The sequence below is a fragment of the Paenibacillus sp. 598K genome (assembly GCF_003851045.1).
Lineage (GTDB): Bacteria > Bacillota > Bacilli > Paenibacillales > Paenibacillaceae > Paenibacillus_D.
This window is the reverse complement of record NZ_BFBX01000070.1, coordinates 334-19,277: the sequence shown is the minus strand read 5'-3', so window position 1 is coordinate 19,277 and position 18,944 is coordinate 334. Positions and strand designations below refer to the sequence as shown.

Annotated in this window: 13 protein-coding genes and 1 pseudogene; 2 read left to right on the top strand and 12 right to left on the bottom strand. The window is 54.1% G+C overall.

Annotation, left to right across the window (positions count from 1 at the left end; genetic code table 11):
• Positions 1-45: 45 nt before the first annotated feature.
• The 5 genes from PA598K_RS19820 to PA598K_RS19800 form a co-directional block, all read right to left on the bottom strand.
• The gene (locus tag PA598K_RS19820; RefSeq protein WP_128658628.1) at positions 46-2,388 is read right to left on the bottom strand and encodes a helix-turn-helix domain-containing protein; all 2,343 of its coding nucleotides are present in this window, start codon (positions 2,386-2,388) and stop codon (positions 46-48) included.
• Positions 2,385-4,118 (bottom strand): extracellular solute-binding protein, encoded by a 1,734-nt coding sequence (locus PA598K_RS19815; protein WP_128658627.1) that lies wholly within the window; start codon positions 4,116-4,118, stop codon positions 2,385-2,387. Before PA598K_RS19815 ends, PA598K_RS19820 begins: the two co-directional genes overlap by 4 nt.
• 124 nt (positions 4,119-4,242) lie before the next feature.
• On the bottom strand, positions 4,243-5,853 hold the full coding sequence (locus PA598K_RS19810; protein ID WP_185602115.1) for an extracellular solute-binding protein: 1,611 nt from the start codon (positions 5,851-5,853) through the stop codon (positions 4,243-4,245).
• A 26-nt stretch (positions 5,854-5,879) separates the two neighbouring features.
• On the bottom strand, positions 5,880-6,731 hold the full coding sequence (locus PA598K_RS19805; protein WP_185602114.1) for a carbohydrate ABC transporter permease: 852 nt from the start codon (positions 6,729-6,731) through the stop codon (positions 5,880-5,882).
• Positions 6,732-6,745: 14 nt separating this feature from the next.
• Positions 6,746-7,738 (bottom strand): ABC transporter permease, encoded by a 993-nt coding sequence (locus PA598K_RS19800; RefSeq protein WP_185602113.1) that lies wholly within the window; start codon positions 7,736-7,738, stop codon positions 6,746-6,748.
• A gap of 276 nt (positions 7,739-8,014) precedes the next feature.
• Between PA598K_RS19800 and PA598K_RS19795 the strand changes: the two genes are divergently transcribed.
• Both PA598K_RS19795 and PA598K_RS19790 read left to right on the top strand, forming a co-directional pair.
• Positions 8,015-10,348, top strand: coding sequence for a glycoside hydrolase family 16 protein (locus PA598K_RS19795; protein ID WP_128658623.1), 2,334 nt, complete (start codon positions 8,015-8,017; stop codon positions 10,346-10,348).
• Between the two features lie 150 nt (positions 10,349-10,498).
• Positions 10,499-10,735, top strand: coding sequence for a helix-turn-helix domain-containing protein (locus PA598K_RS19790; RefSeq protein WP_260405506.1), 237 nt, complete (start codon positions 10,499-10,501; stop codon positions 10,733-10,735).
• Between the two features lie 469 nt (positions 10,736-11,204).
• Here PA598K_RS19790 and PA598K_RS19785 read toward each other — a convergent pair whose 3' ends face one another.
• The 7 genes and pseudogenes from PA598K_RS19785 to PA598K_RS19755 form a co-directional block, all read right to left on the bottom strand.
• The gene (locus tag PA598K_RS19785) at positions 11,205-12,053 is read right to left on the bottom strand and encodes a DNA adenine methylase (protein ID WP_128658622.1); all 849 of its coding nucleotides are present in this window, start codon (positions 12,051-12,053) and stop codon (positions 11,205-11,207) included.
• Positions 12,054-12,073: 20 nt separating this feature from the next.
• Entirely contained in the window at positions 12,074-13,723 is a 1,650-nt protein-coding gene (locus PA598K_RS19780) for a PT domain-containing protein (RefSeq protein WP_128658621.1), read from the bottom strand.
• 184 nt (positions 13,724-13,907) lie between these two features.
• Positions 13,908-14,171 (bottom strand): annotated as a pseudogene (locus PA598K_RS39040) (RHS repeat-associated core domain-containing protein); the annotation flags it as partial.
• A gap of 277 nt (positions 14,172-14,448) precedes the next feature.
• The gene (locus PA598K_RS19770) at positions 14,449-16,206 is read right to left on the bottom strand and encodes a glycoside hydrolase family 2 protein (protein ID WP_128658619.1); all 1,758 of its coding nucleotides are present in this window, start codon (positions 16,204-16,206) and stop codon (positions 14,449-14,451) included.
• A 246-nt stretch (positions 16,207-16,452) separates the two neighbouring features.
• A complete protein-coding gene (locus PA598K_RS19765; protein WP_128658618.1) occupies positions 16,453-17,385 on the bottom strand; it encodes an ArsR/SmtB family transcription factor in 933 nt (310 codons plus the stop codon).
• Positions 17,386-17,608: 223 nt separating this feature from the next.
• Positions 17,609-17,956, bottom strand: coding sequence for a hypothetical protein (locus tag PA598K_RS19760; protein ID WP_185602112.1), 348 nt, complete (start codon positions 17,954-17,956; stop codon positions 17,609-17,611).
• Between the two features lie 58 nt (positions 17,957-18,014).
• A partial coding sequence (locus PA598K_RS19755) for an SbcC/MukB-like Walker B domain-containing protein (RefSeq protein WP_305780150.1) occupies positions 18,015-18,944 on the bottom strand: 930 nt, incomplete at its 5' end.

The following is an 18,944-nucleotide window of genomic DNA, read 5'->3' as shown; positions in this document are numbered from 1 at the left end:
TTGTTTATCTTGCATCGTTCTATCATGTCCGTCACCATGACTCACTCACCGCCGCCCAGCCGACTCCACATCATGCGCCGCAGGAGGGCGGTTGCGGTACTCGGAGGGCGTCATTCCCACAGCGTTCTTGAATACGCGGATGAAGGTGGAGCGATTCGAATAACCAACCTCTCCCGAGATGTCCTGGATCGTGCGCACGTTCTGTGCGAGTAGCTGCTTCGCCCGCTCGATTCGTGCCTCCGTGACGTATTGCAGGAAGGTTTTGCCCAGCTCGCGTTTCATGAGCTGCCCGAGGTAGGAGGGATTCATATGGAATCGCTGAGCGACGCTCTCCAGACTCAGATGCTCCTCCGTATAAGAGGACTGGATATATTCCGCTACGGCGCTAATCATCGAAGCCTTGCCCGCAAACGGACGGTTCGCGAGATAATCGATCATCTTGCCGCAGGTGGCCAGCAATACGTGACGAATCTCTACCAAGGTGGTGCACGTATCGACCAAGGCGAATATGGATTGCCCATCGGCGAACACATGCCGTCGATTCAGGTTCAGCTCATAGATAATCTGTTCCACACTGATCAGGATCGAATAAAAGATGTAGTTCATATGGTTGATTCTTCCGCTGGAATGCTGCTCCAGCCATTCCGCCAGTTGCTCTACCGCCTCTCCCAACTGCTCCTTGTTGCCTGTCCGCACACTGGCGATGATCGACGCCTTATATTTTAACCACTCGTCCTCTGTCGGCACGGCGGCCGAGCCGGGCAGATCCTCAAAATGAATAATCGCCCCCTTGCCCCGATAGACACGATGGTGAACGGCAATCGCCGCCTCCCGGTAGGATCGGGACACCAACGTATCGCTCTCGTAAGCCCCGCCCGCTCCGATGGTCCAGCTCATCTTCAGGAAAGTCTTCAGGTTGCTCTGCAAGGCAAGCAGCTCCTCCTGTAGCCGCGCCCGCGTCACCAGCAACGCCTCGCCAACGCCCGTCTCCCCGCCGCCGCAGATCAAGGCGAAGCTATGCTCGCTGATCGGTACGGCCTGGACGAGGCAGCCGAGCTTGGCGAGCGATTCCTGCCCGATATTTAATGCCGCATACAGAAGATGCTCGCCCAACTCCTGACCATCATCCAGCAGAGCCACGCATACCTGGTAATAGCCGCCGCCCGGCTCGATCCCGAGCGGGATAAGCCGGGAGCTGGCCCAGCGATTGTTCCGCAGCAGGTCGAGCAGCATGCGGTCCTTGATAACCGGGCGATTCTGCTCGACAACCTGCCCGTACATCGTCGCAGACGTGACGAGTCGCTTCACTTCGGCATGCAGCAGATCGACACCGGGAGCCGCGAGCTCGCCAGCGAGCTCCGCTGCCACGGCTTCGCGCGCCATACTGGCCTTGCCAGCCCATTGACCGAGCGTCTGCTCCAGCGGCCTGACATAACGGCGCGAGAAGTACAATGAGACAGCCAGCCCGCACAACAGCACGGCCGCAGCCACGCCGAAGGTGATCTGCCCGATCATCCGTACAGGTCGCAAGATCCACGCTTTGTCGATGGCAACCGCATAGGTCCAATGGCTGTAACGCGAAGAGGCCTCGGATACGAGATAATCGTCGTCGGCACCCGCCAGCAGACGAGCGACCTGCGGATCGGCAAGCGTCATGTCCTTGGCCTGGGCATAGATGACATCGTGGTTCGCGTCCGTGATGAGCAGGGCTAGCGGGTATTCGCTCCTGAATTCGCGCAGAAACTTGTGCAGCAGCTCGAGGCGAACATTCATGACCATCATCGACTCCGGCGCTTCCCCGTCATTGGAGAACGTCCGATAGAACGAAATGACCTCATGCTGCGCCGTATCGCCCTGGATGTTGAAGACATCCGCCGTTCGCCTGCCCAGCCAGCGAAAGGTCGGCTGCCCCGGGTCGGCCAACTGCGCGACAAAGTCGCGATCCTTAAACTGCTCGAGCGGCTGCGCCTGCTGCCCGGTAATCACTTGCCCCGTCTCCGGTATATACAGATAGACGGTCACCATATTTTCATAGAACTTCTCTTCATTGCGGAGCACGTCGTATAGCCGTCTTAGCGAGAGCTGGTAGTCCTCCTCATTTTCGAACAAGGAATTGCGCTCCAGAAATACGAATCGCTTCACATGGGTATCCTCGGACAGCTTGATGGTCGAACGGTCAATGCCTTGCAGTATACGATCCAGGCTCGCCTGGATCTGCGATAGCTGGGCCCCGTTAATGGTTGCGATCTGCGCCTTCAGCTTGCTCGTGTACATAGCGTACAGCGGTACGATCAGCAGGGCAATCACGAGCAGGACGAGGCAGGCAAAATAAAGCGGCAAGCGACTGCGAATGACGCGTGTCCGAATCCACTTCCTCCAGTTGTTCAAGGGCGATGTTCCTCTCTCGCGATCGCTGCGCTCATTTCCTGCATCGCTTCCGCCCCGCCGGACCAGAGCCACTTCTCCACAAAGGTCGCGAAGCCTTCCTCCAGATCCAGCCTGCCCATTATGATCTGATTGAAATATTCCGTATATAGCTCGTCGGAGTTGGCCTTAAAAGACACCCATTTGGGCGTCGCCAGTCCATAGGCCGCCGGCTCGATCAGATAACGGTTGACCCGCTCCATATTGGTCTTATATTTGTCGGGGAAGCCGGGATAGGTGAGCGTGCGAAATTCCAGATAAGTCGGGCTATCCATCTGCGTCCAACTGACGAGGCCCCAGCTCAGCTCATGGAAGCCGCCCGGATTATTCGGGTCGAAGCCAATCTCCTTGGCCCGCTCCTCCTGATGAAGCTGATAGCGCCTGCCGGAAGGATCACCGGCGTCCGCTTGACTGGTTGTCTTCTTAGGCAGCCCACCTACCTCCTGCCCACCCGCCTCCTGCTCGCCGCCCGCCTCGCTATAATGAAGGCCGGGAACGCCGAACAACGTCAGCCGCCTGCCCTCCTCCGATAGCAAAAAATCGAACAACCTCGCAACGGCTCGGGGATTGCGCGCCTTGTCCGTAATGACGGTGTAGCCCCAATAACCGGAGCCCACGCTATAGCCGCGCTCGCCGCGCGGACCCTGGAGCGCCGACAGCTCGACGAGCTCTGCCGCGGGAATATGCCGCCGCAGTTGCTCCTCCTTCTTGATCAGCTCCTCGATATTCATGTTATCGAACAGCGCGCCCGTCCGTCCCTCGACGAATTTGGAGCGTACCTGAATATTGCTGTTCATGGACAGCGTATCCGGCACGATCAGCTTCTCCTCGTACAAGCTTTTTACATATGCAAGCGCCTCCTTCACTTCGGGCTGAATTGCCCAATACTCATACCCGCTGCCGACTTGCAGAAACCCGCTGCTCCGCACATCGACCGGGATGCCCCAGGCGCCCATCAGATTTTTGACCAGGGTCGGCAAGCCGGCATCGATCAAGCCATATGTATCGTCGAGCCCGTTGCCGTCCGGATCGCCATGCTTGAAGGCCCGCAGCGTATCGCGCAGCTCCTCCAGCGTCTGCGGCGCTGGCAAACGGAGCGCATCCAGCCAATCCTGGCGCATCACCAGCACATGCTGCCCGGCGCTGCCCACCGGGAACTCGTCCTTGAGCGGCAACCCGTAGAATTGGCCGTTCAGCTTCAGCTTCTGGTATTGCGGCTCGGCAAAAAGCGCCTGCAAATGAGGAAATTCCGCGATCAGCTCAGCCGAAAACGGAATAATCGTCCCTTCCTTTGCCCACTTGTTGAAGCGTCCGCTCTTCTCGCTGTCCACGATCGTAATGACATCCGGGTATTCCCCTGTCGCCACCATAATGTCGAGCTGCGTGTCGTCCCATACTCCGGTCAGCAGATTCAGCTTCGTGTCCGTCTGGCGCTCGATCTCCTGCAGCACCCTGTCCGATTGCTCGTAATTGCGGCGATCAAAGCTGAAGATCGTAATCTCATCCGACGCCGAACCACGGGCGACCCCGTCTCCCTCTCCTGCTCCCGCTGCATCGCCGGAGCCCGAGTGGCCGTCGCCAGTCAAGCAGCCGGGCAGCGATAGCGCGACCAGCAAGACCGCTGTCAAAACAGCGGCGAGGCGCGGGCACCGACTCGTCGCCGGCTCCCCCTGTCGATGTGCAATATGAACCATATCTCCCCGCCCCCTCGCCTGATCGGAATGGCACTGTTTGTCAATTTCACCTTACCAAATCTTGTGCCTCATAGCTATCTTTTTCATCGTCCAAGACCGCTATCCCGAGCGGGTTATCCCCCCGCTACTGCGCCGCCTTGATGGCGTCGCTCATCGTCTGCATCGCTTCTTCGCCGCCAGCCGACTTCCACGCCTGTACGAACTCCGCGAATCCGGCCTCGATCTCCAGTTCGCCGACGACCATCCGCGTGAAGTATTCGCTTTGCAGCGTTTTGCCTGTGCCCATAAAGTTGGACCATTCCGAGGTGGACACATTATAGGCAGCGGGGTCGAGCAGATGCGCATTGACGCGTGCGAGATTGTCATGCACGATCGCCCCGTATTCCGGATTCGTAATTTCCGAGGCCATGATGTAGAATTCGTTGATCATCGGCGACCAGCGGACAATGCCCCAGTTCAATTCATGGAAGACGCCGGACGTATTCGGATTGAAGCCGGGGTCCTTCGCCTTTTCCTCTTCATTCCACGCCAGCTTATCGCCGTCCATCGTATAATGGACCCCCTCAATACCTACCAGACTGAGCCGCGTTCCCTCCTCGGAGATCAGGAAGTCCAGCAGCCTGGCCGCCGCCCGCGGATTTTTGGCCTTCTTCGTAATGACCGTGTATGCCCAGTGGCCGTTCCCCTTGGAATAACCATATGCGCCGTCATGTCCTTTCAGAGCAGGCATATGCACGACCTTCCCGTCAGGCGCATTCACTTGCAGATCGCGGTTGCGGTTGACCAACTGATCCCAGTTCATATTTTCGACCGTCACGCCGATCCGACCTTCTGCGAAGATCGGGCGCGTCTGCGTAATGACGCGTTGCGTAAGCGTATCCGGGTGGATCAAGCCGTTATCATGTAATTGCTTTACCCATTTGATCGCTTCCTTGGCTTCCGGCTGAATCGCCCAATATTCGTAGTTATCGCCCACCTGCAGGAAGCCTGTGCTCCGCTCGTCATGCGGGAGACCCCAGAAGCCTACGCTATATTCCACCAGCCGGTCCACCCCGTTCGTAATGAGCCCATAGGTGTCCGCCTTCCCATTCTTGTCCGGGTCCTCCGTCTTGAACTTCATCAAGGTGTTGAAAAAATCGTCCGTCGTCACCGGCATCGGCAGACCCATCGCGTTTAGCCAGTCCTGACGAATCTGGAAGACGAATTGCCCGGCCGATCCGAGCGGCGGCTCGTCGCGCATCGGAATGCCGTAATGCTCGCCATCGATCTTCAAGTCCTCAAATGTCGGTTCGCCGAGCAAGGCCTGCAAGCTGGGGTTGCCCTCGAGCAGCTTGCTGTCGAACGGCACCAGCACCCCTTCCCGTTGCCATTGCGCCATCCGATCGAACTCGTCATTATCGACAATGGTGATAATATCCGGGTAATCGCCAGACACCATCATAATATTCAGTTGCTCCGGGTCCCATGGACCAGACTTGATGGTAATCTTGGTATGGGTCTTACGCTCGATCTCCTGCAAGACGCGATCATTGGCGAGGTCCGTGCGATCATAGCTGAAAATCGTGATCTCATCCGGCTTCTGCTCGGTCTGCGTCGCGTCTGTCTGCTTCTCGCCTGCCTGCTCCTTGCTCCCGCCGGCATTGCCCTCCGGGCCCTTGTTCGAGCCCGCGCATGCCGACAATACCAGCATAACAGCGAGCAACAGCATCGCGATTCCTCTGCTTCCTCTTCTCATCCTGACGCCTCCCCTTATAAGTTGCATTATGATTTAACCGCGCCCAGAACCATGCCTTTGACAAAAAATTTCTGGATAAACGGCGAGATCAACACGACCGGTATGACCATGGCTACAATGATCGCTGATGTAAGCGAGACCGGGACCAGTCCTGGCAATTGAATCGCCATCTCGGTATCCGTGCGCCGGATCAGCGTCCGCAGCACGACCATCATCGGATATTTATCCTGTCCGACGAGAATGCCCGACCAGAAAAACTCATTCCAATGAAACACGCCATAAAATAACGTCATGACCGCCAAAATCGGCTTGGACAGCGGCGTAATGATTTTCCAGAATACCGCCAGCTCGCGCGCGCCATCCATATGGGCGGCTTCCTCTAGCTCGACAGGTAAGGTCAGGTAGAAATTCTTCATTAATAGCACGTAGAAGGACGTGCACAGAAACGGGATGATGAGCGCCCAGACGCTGCCCGTCAGCCCCAGCGCGCGAATGACCAGGTAGAGCGGGATCAATCCCCCGCCGAACAAGAGCGGAATAATGACCATCATATTGAGCAGCCGATGCAGGACGAGCTGGCTCTTGGTCAGCACATACGCCCCGGCAGCCGAGACGAATACATTCAGAATCGTACCCACCACGGTGACGAACACGGAGATTTGAAAGGCGCGCAGCATTTTCAAGTCCTGGAACAGCAGCTTATAATAATCCAGCGTGAACCCTTTGGGGAACAGATGATAGGCTTGCGTAGCGTAAGCGCTGTTCGGCATAACCGACAGAATCAGGATGTAATAGAACGGAAACAGCAGCAGGATAACCAGCAACGACAGAGCCGCCAGTATGAGCGCCTGCACATGCCAGGGACTTCTATGCTTCATGACCATCCCCCCTTTCAAAACAGGCCGCTCGCGCCTAAGCGCTTGGCGATTTTATTGACAGTGAACAACAACACCAGCCCGATCAATCCCTGGAATAAGCCAGCCGCAGCGGCCAGGCTGTAGTTCGCGCGCTGAATGCCCGTGCGATAGACGAACGTATCCAGAATGTCGGCGACCGGGTAGACAATGGGCGAATAGAGCGCATAGATCTGCTCGAACCCTGCGAACATCAGATACCCGACCCGCAATATGAGCAGAACCACAATGGTGTTCATGATCCCGGGCAACGTCACGTACAGCATCTGCTTCCAACGGCTCGCCCCGTCCACCTCCGCCGCCTCGTATAGCTGGGGATCAATCGCCGTCAACGCCGCCAGGTAGATGACGCATTCCCAGCCCGCGCCGCGAATCACATCGGAGAGGAAGACCACCAGCAGAAACCAGCCGTTGTCGGCCAAGAAGGCGACAGGCTCCTGGCCGAACGACTGCAGGATGCCGTTGATCAACCCTGACGTATTGAGCAGATTGCCGAGAATCCCGGCGAAGACGACCCAGGACAGAAAATAAGGGATGAACATAATGTTCTGAAACAAGCCCTTGAACCAGCGCAGCTTCAGCTCGTTCAGCAGCAAGGCGATCATAACCGGCACGGGAAAACCGAATACGATCTTACCCAAGCTGATCAACAACGTATTGATCAGGGCGCGCTCGAAGAAAATATTGCCGAACAGATCCTGAAAATGCTGGAGCCCCACCCACTCGCTCGCCCAGATCCCCCTGGACGCCGAATAATCCTTGAAAGCGATCACCAAACCATACATGGGGGTATACACAAATACGAGATAAAACAAAATCATCGGCACGGCCAATACATATAAGTAACGATAACGCCATAGCTCTCTGCCTACCCTCTGCAGCTTCTGCTTCCTCGGCACCTTACTCGTCTCAGGCCGCTTGCCCGGCTTGCGCCCGCCGCGCTCCTTGACCCCCACACTTGCTGCGTTCATCCCTACGGCGCCTCCCCTCTCTACGATCATCCTGCCTGTATAGCTGCCATCCCGCCAGCTTGCCTAAAGTATAGGAGCGATTCCCGAGGAGGGTAAAGGCGCAAATCTGTGGATCTGTCTCATTTCTGTTCATCGTCCGCGCGCTATATTTATGAATCTGTAGCATTTCTGTATATGGCCCGAATAACCGTTGACCGCCCTTAGCGTAAGCGTTTACGATGGAAGCGCCCTGATCAGGTAGCGTAGTTCCCACATCGATTGGAGGTCGATTGTACAATGAGAAGCCCTTTGGACACGAATCGTCTCTCACGCGCTTGGCCGCTATCCCTTATCGCAGCCTTACTCGTCTCCCTGCTGTTGCCCGCATTCCTCTTCAGCACCGCCACAACCGCCAATGCGCTGCAAGCCGAGGTGTTCTACGATGACTTTAGCAGCGATGAGCTGGATAGCGACAAATGGCTCGTCGCCTATAAACAATGGGGCGGCGCGGATGCGAATGGCGGCGTGCTGCCGCAAAATGTAACCGTCGATAACGGCAAGCTGAAAATCGCCGCCTACGGGGATCAATACACCGGTCCCGTGCGCGGTATTAACCGCGACTACTCGCAGCGTGCGGACGGGAAGCGGGTGGGCGGCGCGATCGCAACGAAGGAATATTTCGCCTCGGGCAGCTATGAGGTCCGTATGAAGGTTATTCCGCAGCTCGGCGTCGCGTCAGCGATCTGGACGTTCCATTATGGAGAGTATTATCCGGGCGACCGGATGTATCAGGAGAAGCCGGTTGGCGGGGAGGATTACTACGCCGTGAACCACGAGATCGATATGGAGTTCCCCGGCAGGCCGGGTCCTGCTCACACCAACTTTACGTTCGAGCGCGGCTTGTTCAACACATGGGTGGGGGAGAATGACGACGAATACACAACCAGCTACGCGGAATTGGGCAGCCCTGTAGATGATGGCCTGTTCCATACGTATCGCTTCGACTGGCATACGGGCGACGCCCAGCAGCAGCAGCGAGTCGAATTTTATATCGATGATGTGCTGATTCAGACCAATTACAATCATGTGCCGACCAATGCAGGACGGCTGTGGATCGGAGCCTGGTTCCCGCGCAATTGGGCGGGCACTCCGAACTTCGATACCGAGACGCTGGAAGTCGACTGGGTGCGGATCACACCGTTCGAGCAGGAGGGCGATGACTGGTATCCAGAGTCGTTCCCTCATGACGGCTGGTCCTATCTGGACCCGACGCCGCAGAGCAAGATGCTCTACGACGACTTCTCCGGCAGCACGCTTGATCCTGGCAAGTGGCGGGTCGTCAAGAAGAACTGGGGCGGGCAATTGGGGCAGCAGACCAGCTATAACGGCGGGGTCGTGCCGCAGAACGTCAAGCTGCAGGACGGCAAGCTCATCCTGGAGGCGCACGGCAACAAATATAACGGTCCTGTCATGGGGATCAACAAGGACGGCTCGCCGCGGACAGACGGCAAGCGCGTCGGCGCCGCCGTGGCCACGACGAATTATTATGGCTCTGGCAGCTATGAGGTGCGGATGAAGCTCGCTCCGAAGCTCGGCGTCTCCTCGGCGCTATGGACGTTCCACTATCAGGAGCTCTATCCCGCCGATCCCGGCTTCCTCTGCAAGCCTGTCGGCTGTAGCGACGGCGACGGCTACTATGCGATCAATCATGAGATCGATATCGAATTCCCCGGACGGCCGGCAGCCCCTCATGAGAACTTCTCCATGAGCCACGCCCTCTTCAACACCTGGACTGGCGAGAACGACGATGAGTATACGACCAACTATGTGGACCTGGGCTCGCCGCAGGATGACGGCCAATACCATACGTATCGCTTCGATTGGCATACGGGCGATACGAATGAGCAGCCGCGAGTCGAATTCTATATCGATGGGCAGCTCCACAACACGACCTATACCCATGTACCGTCGTTAGCCAGCCGCTTCTGGATCGCTGCCTGGTTCCCGCGCAGTTGGGCAGGCAAGGCCAACTTCGATACGACGCAGATCGAGATCGACTGGGTACGCATTACGCCGTTCAACCAGGCTGGCGACCAGGTCGCGCATGAGACCATGTTCCCGGGCAACTACGGATTCGCCGAATATGCCGAATATCCCGTCGCCACAGGCACGGACCCAGGGACGGGACCGGGAACTGGACCGGGGACTGGGCCAGGGACGGGGCCAGGGACTGGATCGCAGAATCTGATTGTGAACGGCGACTTCAGTCAAGCGGGAAGCTGGGCGGACATCTCCACGGGTACTGCGACGGCTGCTATCGCGAGTGGGGAGATGGTATTATCGCCATCCGCAACCGCTACCGCCGAGGCCGAGCAATGGGTCACGGTGACGCCCGGCATTCCTTACAAGCTGACCGCCAAGCTGCGCAGCTCCGATGGAGCAACCTATGGCTACCTGCGTGTATATGACGGGACTGCCATTCATGAAGCAGGGAGCAGCAGCGCCACTGCCCAATCCAGGCAGGTCCTCTTCACGCCGACCTCTGCCCAGGTGCGAATCGTCATGCACGCCTACAAGCAGCAGAGCGGGCAAGTCTACTTCGACGATCTCGTCCTGACGCCAGCGAGCTAGACAGCTGCGATTACCTCTATTGACCGCTAGAAGCTCCCAGTACGCGGGACGCTGTCGCCACAAGAATACGCCGCCCTTGTCGATGAGCAAGGGCGGTGTTTGTGGCGTTAATAGATTCACTGAACTATACTCATCTTGAGGTGAGTGCCTGTGGTCTATGAACGAATACGGAACATGCGCGAAGACAGGGATTTATCCCAAGAGAAACTGTGCGAATATCTGAACATCAAGCAGCGAACCTACAGCGATTACGAACGAGGGAAGTTGGATATTCCAACAGCGCTCTTAATTGCATTAGCTGACTTTCACCAAACGAGCATCGATTATTTGCTTGGCCGTACGGATCAAAAAACGCCTTATCCTCCCCGCGCCAAAAAACGCTCTTGAACGCCACCATCCAGCGCTTCTTTGAATGACTCCAATGATTGACCGCACAGCGCCCGTAAAATCTTTTGACAAATATTAAAAAGGGCAAGACCGAGTGTCTCGCTCCTTCCGTTTACGATGCTCAAAGTTGATCCGCGAGCTTCATGCCATTGAAAATAACCTGAATTAGTGGGCGGTAAAGGCTCATGCAGCCGAGCAGCTTGGGGAAAAGTTTTTAATAATAAGCAAATCATTGCGCAGCGCTGTGTTGCAAGTACAGAAGGCCGTAACAGAACCGGATTGAAGGATTGAGCAGTAGACCGCCCTGTGGGGGAATTATTGTAAAAGTCACCTGACTTGAAGGCTGCAAAAACATTGCTGAACAGCCCGTACCAAGAGGCACAGGCTAGGTCCTAATAGAAAAGAATTTTACTCCACAGTATTGCTTAACAGCTTATTCCCACCGAAAATCTTGTAAAACAAGATAAAATCACAATGGAGATTTAATAAATTCTTGACACAGGATATTGTGGCCAAAAATCATAATTTCGTTGCCACTTTTAGTTTGACCGGCACTATAATTTATCGTTAAAACTTTCCTTTCATAATCACTGTATAACTCTTCAATTAGATCACATTTATCATATGTTACAATCCATTTAAAATGGGAAGTTGCGATAATTTCCGACAAGTCCCGATGATCCTCTTTTGAAAAAGAATTCCTATACAAACCCGGCCCTTTTTTCACATAAGGTGGATCAAAATAAACAAACACATTGTCATAATTAGGGATAATATGCAAAACAAAATCAGCTGCATTCCAATTGTATATGTGGATATGTTCTTTATACTTAGCAATCGCTTTAATCATTTTAATCAAGTTTTTTCTATTAAATCTAGCATCTATTTTATAAGCTCCCTCTTGGGATAAGCCTCCAATTACACCGCCAGTAAGAACCCCAGATACATTAGTTCTATTCAAAAAGAAGGCAGCCTTACCAACTTCAAGGAGACAATAATCATTCTGGTTCGTATAGATTGTTCGTTGACGCAACCATTCTGTAGAAGTAAGAGGAACTGAGTCAATGAAATTGCACAATTCCTCGGTATGCTCAATAATGGTTTTCCATATCGCAAATATTGCATAATCGAAATCATTTAAAACTATATCAGATACAACACCATCTAGTAACAAGCGAATTGCAATGCCTGCTCCACCGGCAAACGGTTCAATATATGTACCATTTAGAGCTTCATTTTTCTCAATCAACTCCAAAACAGTATTATAGAGTTTTGTTTTGCCACCCGGGTATCTTAATGGCGTTAATGATCTTGGCATGAATATTAGTCCTTTCAATATTACCTAAGGAGATAGTTAACAAACTCCAATAATCCCTCCTGAGGGATCGACTTCAAAGTTTCTGGAGCTAATTGATAGCTTTCTGGTGAATGAACGACCATGTTTAGCTTCTCAGTCTGTGAGTTGAAGTTAAATACAAGAGGAAACAATCTACGAATACCCTGTTCTGGGATCCAACCTCTAATGTTAACATCATACTGTTTAATTATAAAGCTTAATGTAGGGTCACCGCCAGGTTTTCCTGGAGCATTATAAGCCGCTCTAATCACTGAGAAATAGCCTTTTGTGCGAGCGTGATACTTAAAACTCTGTTCAATCAAGGCTCTAATAATAAACGCTGTACATATTGGATAATTATTAATAAAGGTCGAAGAATCAGATATCTTCTTTAGTTCGTTACACACAGAGATAATACCTTTATTAGCACTTATAGTTGGATCAACATTACTCCAGTTTAACGAGCTAAAAAACGGCAAATTCTTTGGCCCTCCACCACTTGTTGAACTAGGTGGTTGTACCGTATTAACCCCAACTGCACTAACTTGTGAAGGATTTTTAATACCAGTAGCAGGAGGACTAGTAGCAACACTGGTAGGTCCACCAGTAGATTCAGTAGCAGGTCCACTAGCTGGTCCACCAGTAGGTTCACTAACAGGTTCACCAGTAGGTTTATCAGCAGGTTCACTAACAGATTCCCTAGTAAGTTTATCAGCAGGCTCACTAACAGATTTCTCAATAGGTTTATCAGCAGGTTGGGGGACAGATGTATCTACGTTCCCGCTATACTTGCCAAGAATATTTTTTACATAAACAGAAGCTCCTAACACTTCACCTCCATCTTTGTTGTAGGTGAAAAACTCTGTCCGAGTGTTCATAGCATCTTCTATAAATGCTTTCTTCGTCCAGATTTTAATAATCGCATCCAAGTCATTATCGCTAAAAGTATTTGATCGAAGTACAAACTGATCATCAAAGTATAGCTTAAGCGTTTTTTTGGTATCCTGTAGCTGGAAAATACGCAGCAACTTTGAGGGTTCGATGTTAAGTATATTGAGCTTTTCCTTCTCAGTATTACTCCAATTTGAATCTAATCCTCTCTTAAGGATTTTATAAGCACGAATAAATTTGTTAATGCTTGAAACTGGTATTCCCGTGCGATCACTTATTTGACTGACAGACTTTCCTGCAATATAGTCTTCAAAGCAAAATCGCATCTTTGCAATCGGCTTCCATTCTCTTGCGCGTTCAATGTGTCTAACAGCCAAAAACCGTCGTGCTGCCTCACGAGATTTGATGACATCGACTTCAACTTGTTGAATATTGATTCTTAATTCATCACTGGTTTCAGGAAATTCATTTTCAAATTCTTTAGTTAGCAGATCACGATTAAGGAATAGCTGACATACGCAGGTTCTCCTGTTTCCTTCAAGTACAATATACTTGCCATCTTCAATACAAACTACTATACGCTCCCCCGGCATTAAACCTTTATGTTCAGCAAGTCCTCGCGCTAAAGATAAAGCCCCCTCTTGAGCAAGAAGGTAGTTGCGAATATTTGCTTGGCTATCTCCAGTGTCTGGGACTATAAATCTCGGATTCTTGGGATCCAATGTTAACTCTAGAGGAGAAACTATCTTTTTGTCATACAATATTATCACCTTCCAGTAAGAATCGGGAATCTTCCAATATGGCATACAAATTTTGAACTTGGATTTTTCAATTTAGATAATATTCGATATAATGCGACTGAGTCCCTGCTTTTCCATAAGTTTAGCAGCCCATATAAGCAAAAAGACCTAACAAAAAAACTGTTTCATCAAAAGGGCCCCTCCCCTAATGATATTTATTCAGATTATTTTCGGTAGTATGGGAACAATGTTTCATTACCCAACTTGGCCTTGTTAAGCCTTTTTTTGCTGATTCCTGTGTTATTGAATCCATCTTCATTGGATTGTTATGAATATAAGCATAATGATTTAAGATAAAAGGATTAATTTTTCCCCCTCCATATGTATCCGTACTAATAAACTTACCAATACCTGGATCATACCACCGTGCGCACATATATTGCAATTGAATTGTTTTTTCTAGTACTTCTTGAGTAGCATAACAAGTTTTTTACCATTTCTTTTGTCGTTCGTGGATTGCACCACAGGTCGGTAATGGATGTGTTCAGTGCCACGGTTCCCGTCCCATCTCGCAACTCAATGACATCCTCGCTGCAGTATATAGTAGTAGCACTGGCAATAACGCTTTGCCAAGAGATAGCACTTGCCCTCGTACGCACCTGTTTTAAACAAGTTGCATGCCCGTTCGTCAACCATCAATAAAAAGCACGGGACCTCCGCCCCGTGCTCATTTTTCTTGTTTTATCCTAACCCAAATTAATCGCCTTCAGCTTCTCCAGCGGCACCTTGGGCTGACGGTCCTCGGTGAGCAGGCCGTTGACCTCCTGTTGCACGTCGCTCACCTGGGTATAGCAGTAGCCGCAGATGTAGTCGGTATCCTTGATCGCCTGGGTGATCGAGCGGAACCGCTCGAGGAATGCCTCCTCCGAGTCGACCTGATTGCCGTAGCCCCAGCCCTCCTCCGTCTTGAAGGCGATGCCGCCGAACTCGCTGATGATGATCGGCTGCCCCCGGTAAGCATAGCCTTGCGCCATCGCATACTTGAAGTTCATATGCGAGATTTCGTTGCTAGTGATCGCATCCTTGTCCGCATAGCGCTTCAGGAACGTCTCGCCCCGCTCCTCGTAATCGTGCAAGGAGATGATGTCGGAGATCGTATGCTCCCAGCCGTCGTTGACGATGACCGGACGATACGGATCGATCGCTTTGGTCAGGTAGTAGATGCCCTCGGTGAATTGCTGCTGTCTGCGGTCCGCAAAGATGTTGGCCACGCCCCACGATTCGTTGAACGGCACCCAGGTGACGATGCTCGGGTGATTGTACTGCTGCTCCACGATCTCCAGCCACTCCTCGGTGAACTGACGCATCGCGCGATCGTTGAACTCGTACGCCGCCGCCATCTCCGACCAGACCAGCACGCCCTTGACGTCGCACCAGTACAGGAAGCGCGGATCCTCGATCTTCTGATGCTTGCGGACGCCGTTGTAGCCCATCGCCAGGATGGCGTCGATATCCTCGATCAGCGCATCCACGGACGGCGGGGTCAGGTGGCTATCCTGCCAGTACCCTTGGTCGAGGATGAGACGTTGATAGATCGGGGTGTTATTGAGTAATACCTTGCCCTTCTGGATCGAGATCTTGCGCAGGCCAAAATAGGAATGCACCTCGTCGATAAGCACACCGCCGCTGCGCAACTCAAAGGCGACCTCGTACAGCTTGGGACTCTGCGGGCTCCACGTCTGGACGCGCCATGTCGTCTGATCGCTGATCAGATCGATGGTGGCCGACAGCTCGGCTCGATCGACCGCAATGGCGCTCTCCCGGATGAGCGCACCTTCCAGTGTGATCCGTGTCGTCAATTGCAGATCCTGCGGCGCTGTGCCGGCATTGATACGATAGTCGAAACGCACCGCATTGGCATCCACGTCCGGGGTGATCTTGACCGACCGCACATGCCGCTCCGCCACGTACTCCAGCCAGACGCTCTGCCAGATGCCGGTCGTCTGCACATACCAGCAGCCGAAGCTCTCGTCCTGCCACCGCTGCTTGCCCCGGGGTTGCGTGCAATCGTTGCTATCCTCGACCTTGACGACGATCAGATTGTCGCCGCTCTCCGCCAGATAAGGCGTAATATCAAAGGAAAATGCCGCATATCCGCCAGCATGACTGCCGACGAACGTCCCGTTAACCCATACCTTGGCGAGATAATCGACCGCCTGGAAATGAATGATCGTCTGCTTGCCTTGACCCTCTGCCGGCACCGCAACGCGACGCTGGTACCAGACATTCGGATGGAATGCCGCTTCCCCGATGCCGCTCGCCTTGGTCTCGTAGACGAAGGGAACGACGATCTTGACATCGGTTTCAAATCCTCGCTGCCAGTTGGCCGCTTCCCCGACATTGTCGTCATCGAATCGAAAATCCCACTCGCCATTCAAGTCGCTCCACACCTCGCGCACGAACTGCGGACGCGGGTATTCCGCTCTATAATGGGTCAAACTCATCTGCTTCACCAATCCTCTGCACAAATTATAAAAACCTATAAAACTTATAAAAAACCGTTTTGACCTTTCCAAGCCTGAAAACCAAAAGACGTCTTCGTCAGTCAATTAGTACAATTTATTTGTTTCTATGACCTGATTCTAGGCGTTCACTTCCGAAAAGTCAATCATATAATACGGAATTCATGGATTAAAAACAAAAAAAGATGCTTAAGATACAAATATCATGTATCAAAAGCATCTTAAGGCTTATTCGCCCGTCGTATAGTATATCCGCAACAAGATCTCCTGTTCATGATCGCCGAACCGTCGACCGAACAGATTGAGACCGCCCTGGTGCTGCGCGTCCGGCTTCACCCCGATACGCAGTCGTACGCTGGGCCGATTCGTCAGACCAAGGTCGTCAACCGTCACCTCCGAGTGCGCTTCCCCGTCGAGCGTCGTCTGAAGGCTATCGATACGCCACTGCTTCAGCTCGCCATATTGCGTAGCCGTATCCCTCCACCATTCGGGATTGAGCCGGCCGCGCCGGTCGCCGTAATCGCCGGGACTCGTCCAAGTGCCGACCTCGGCGCCATTGATCCAGAGCGTAATATCCGAGGGCCAGTCGTTGTTGTAGCCCGATGCCTCTGAGCACAGCTCCATCGACAGCTCCAGCGCCTGGACCCGCGCATCGGCAGGGATCGCCAGCGGCAGCAGATACTCCAGGAAGCCATTGCGCAGCCAGATCATCTGAGCGCCCACATGCTTGGGATGGTAAAAGCTCGATGGCTCATCCTCCTGCACCAACATCCCCTCGGCGCTCGCCATCCCGCAGGTCGGCGTCACCTCGCAGTCGCTATAGTGACCAACCGGCATCTCGATCTCGTAGACGGACGGCTCTCCCTCTGCGAGCGCATCCGCAGCCCGCAGCGCGATATGGATATCGTCCCAGCTCCGGGTGCACATCTTCATCGCGCCGCGCGTCGCAGGGAGCAGCTCCGTACGGATCAAGCCGGCCGCCTCCAGCACCTTGACGTTATGCGCCACCGTCGACATCGGCAGTTGCAGCGCCTCTGCCATCTCCGCCACATTCAGCCCCCGCTCGGCCAGCAGCTGGAGCATGTCGACGCGCGCCCGCGTCGACAGAGCATGCGCCACCGCGACCAGGCTATCCGGATCGCGCAGATCCAACTTCAACATATCTACTCGCTCCCCTGTACACATCGTCTGATTGAACCTGATTGTACAAGATCGCTTGGTTTAATGCAAGAATATTGGATTAAATGATTGTGGAAACTAAGGTGCACTACTGGCACGCGCAGTCGCAGCTGAGTATGCGAAAGAAGGGCATCCCCCCGTCATCTGTGATGACGTGTGGGATGCCCTTCTTAGCCATAGTGCGTCGAAACATCAGAAGACAAATTTACTTCTTGTCCACCTGTAGCAGCGAGATCCGCTTGACGGTGTACGTGTCCGCGAGCCCCTCTTCCTTCAGCACGTTCAGCTTCACCAGACTGGCGACCTTGGCCGGGTCGGCCTTGGAGAGCATGCGCCACACCTTGGCATCGGGCAACGCCTTATACAGCCGCTCATCGTCATACTCCTTGCGATCCTGCTGGACGACGCGCACCCGACAGCCGCCCGCTTCCATTTCCATGACTCCCTCGGCAGCGCAGAAGGCGAGGATTTCGCTGCGCAGTCCCGCCGCTTCCTCCTCCATCTGCCGAATGCGTTGCTTCAGTCGGTAATACCGTATCACCTTTTCATTCACTTTGCTCACGCTCCTCTTCCCCATATGTATGCCTGGCGAAGGGAATTAGAAGCGCAGCCTAACTGACGTTGAAGCGCGTGTAGCTAATGCCTTCCTTGGACTTCTGCACCTCGAGGATGGCCGGGATCGCCTGCTTCAGCTCCTGGACATGCGAGATGACGCCGATCATTCGTCCGGTCTGCTGCAGCTCGATCAGCGTGTCGATCGCCTTGGTCAGCGACTCCTCGTCTAGCGAGCCGAAGCCCTCGTCGATGAACATCGTCTCCAGCGAGATGCCGCCCTCGTAGGATTGGATGACGTCGGCCATTCCGAGCGCCAGACAGAGCGAGGCGTTGAACTTCTCGCCGCCCGAGAGCGTCTTGACGTCCCTCAGCTGACCGGTGTAGTTGTCGTAGACGTCGAAGCCGAGCCCGCTCTGACGGCCCCGCTTCTCCAGCCGATCGCTGCGGACGAGGTAGTATTGGCCGCCCGAGATGCGAGAGAGCCGCTGATTGGCATGCGCGATGATCTGCTCCAGGAACTCCACCTGCAGATAGCGCTCAAACGACAGCTTGCGCTCATTGTCCCCGCGCACGACATCATAGAGGTCGCGCACCAGCTGATGCTCCCGCTCGGCCGCGCCGCAGCGCCGATCCGCCTCGACGATCTCGGCCTGCAGCGCAGTGCCGCGCTCGAGCCGCTGGCGGGTCAAGCTCTCCTCGCTGCGCAGCGCATCGAGCTGCTGCTCCCGCTCGCGCAGCTGCGCCTGCAGCGCCGCCAGGTCATGCCGCTCCCGGCCTGCCAGCGCAACCGACATCTCCTCGACCTGCTGCGCCACCGCCCGCGTCGCCGCCTCATAGCCCTCCAGCTCCCGCTGCCAATCGGCGCGGGCCTGCTCGGGCCGCTTCGCCTCGCGATAGTCCGCGGCTGCGGCGAAGCCCGCCAGCGCCAGCTGCTCGGCGTAGCTCTGCCCCGCCCGCTGGCGCGCGGCCTCCGCCTCGGCGAGCCG

Coding starts and splice junctions, on each gene's coding strand:
- PA598K_RS19815 (WP_128658627.1), bottom strand. CDS start 4,118: ATGGTTCATATTGCACATCGACAGGGGGAGCCGGCGACGAGTCGGTGC.
- PA598K_RS19810 (WP_185602115.1), bottom strand. CDS start 5,853: ATGAGAAGAGGAAGCAGAGGAATCGCGATGCTGTTGCTCGCTGTTATG.
- PA598K_RS19805 (WP_185602114.1), bottom strand. CDS start 6,731: ATGAAGCATAGAAGTCCCTGGCATGTGCAGGCGCTCATACTGGCGGCT.
- PA598K_RS19800 (WP_185602113.1), bottom strand. CDS start 7,738: ATGAACGCAGCAAGTGTGGGGGTCAAGGAGCGCGGCGGGCGCAAGCCG.
- PA598K_RS19795 (WP_128658623.1), top strand. CDS start 8,015: ATGAGAAGCCCTTTGGACACGAATCGTCTCTCACGCGCTTGGCCGCTA.
- PA598K_RS19785 (WP_128658622.1), bottom strand. CDS start 12,053: ATGCCAAGATCATTAACGCCATTAAGATACCCGGGTGGCAAAACAAAA.
- PA598K_RS19770 (WP_128658619.1), bottom strand. CDS start 16,206: ATGAGTTTGACCCATTATAGAGCGGAATACCCGCGTCCGCAGTTCGTG.
- PA598K_RS19765 (WP_128658618.1), bottom strand. CDS start 17,385: ATGTTGAAGTTGGATCTGCGCGATCCGGATAGCCTGGTCGCGGTGGCG.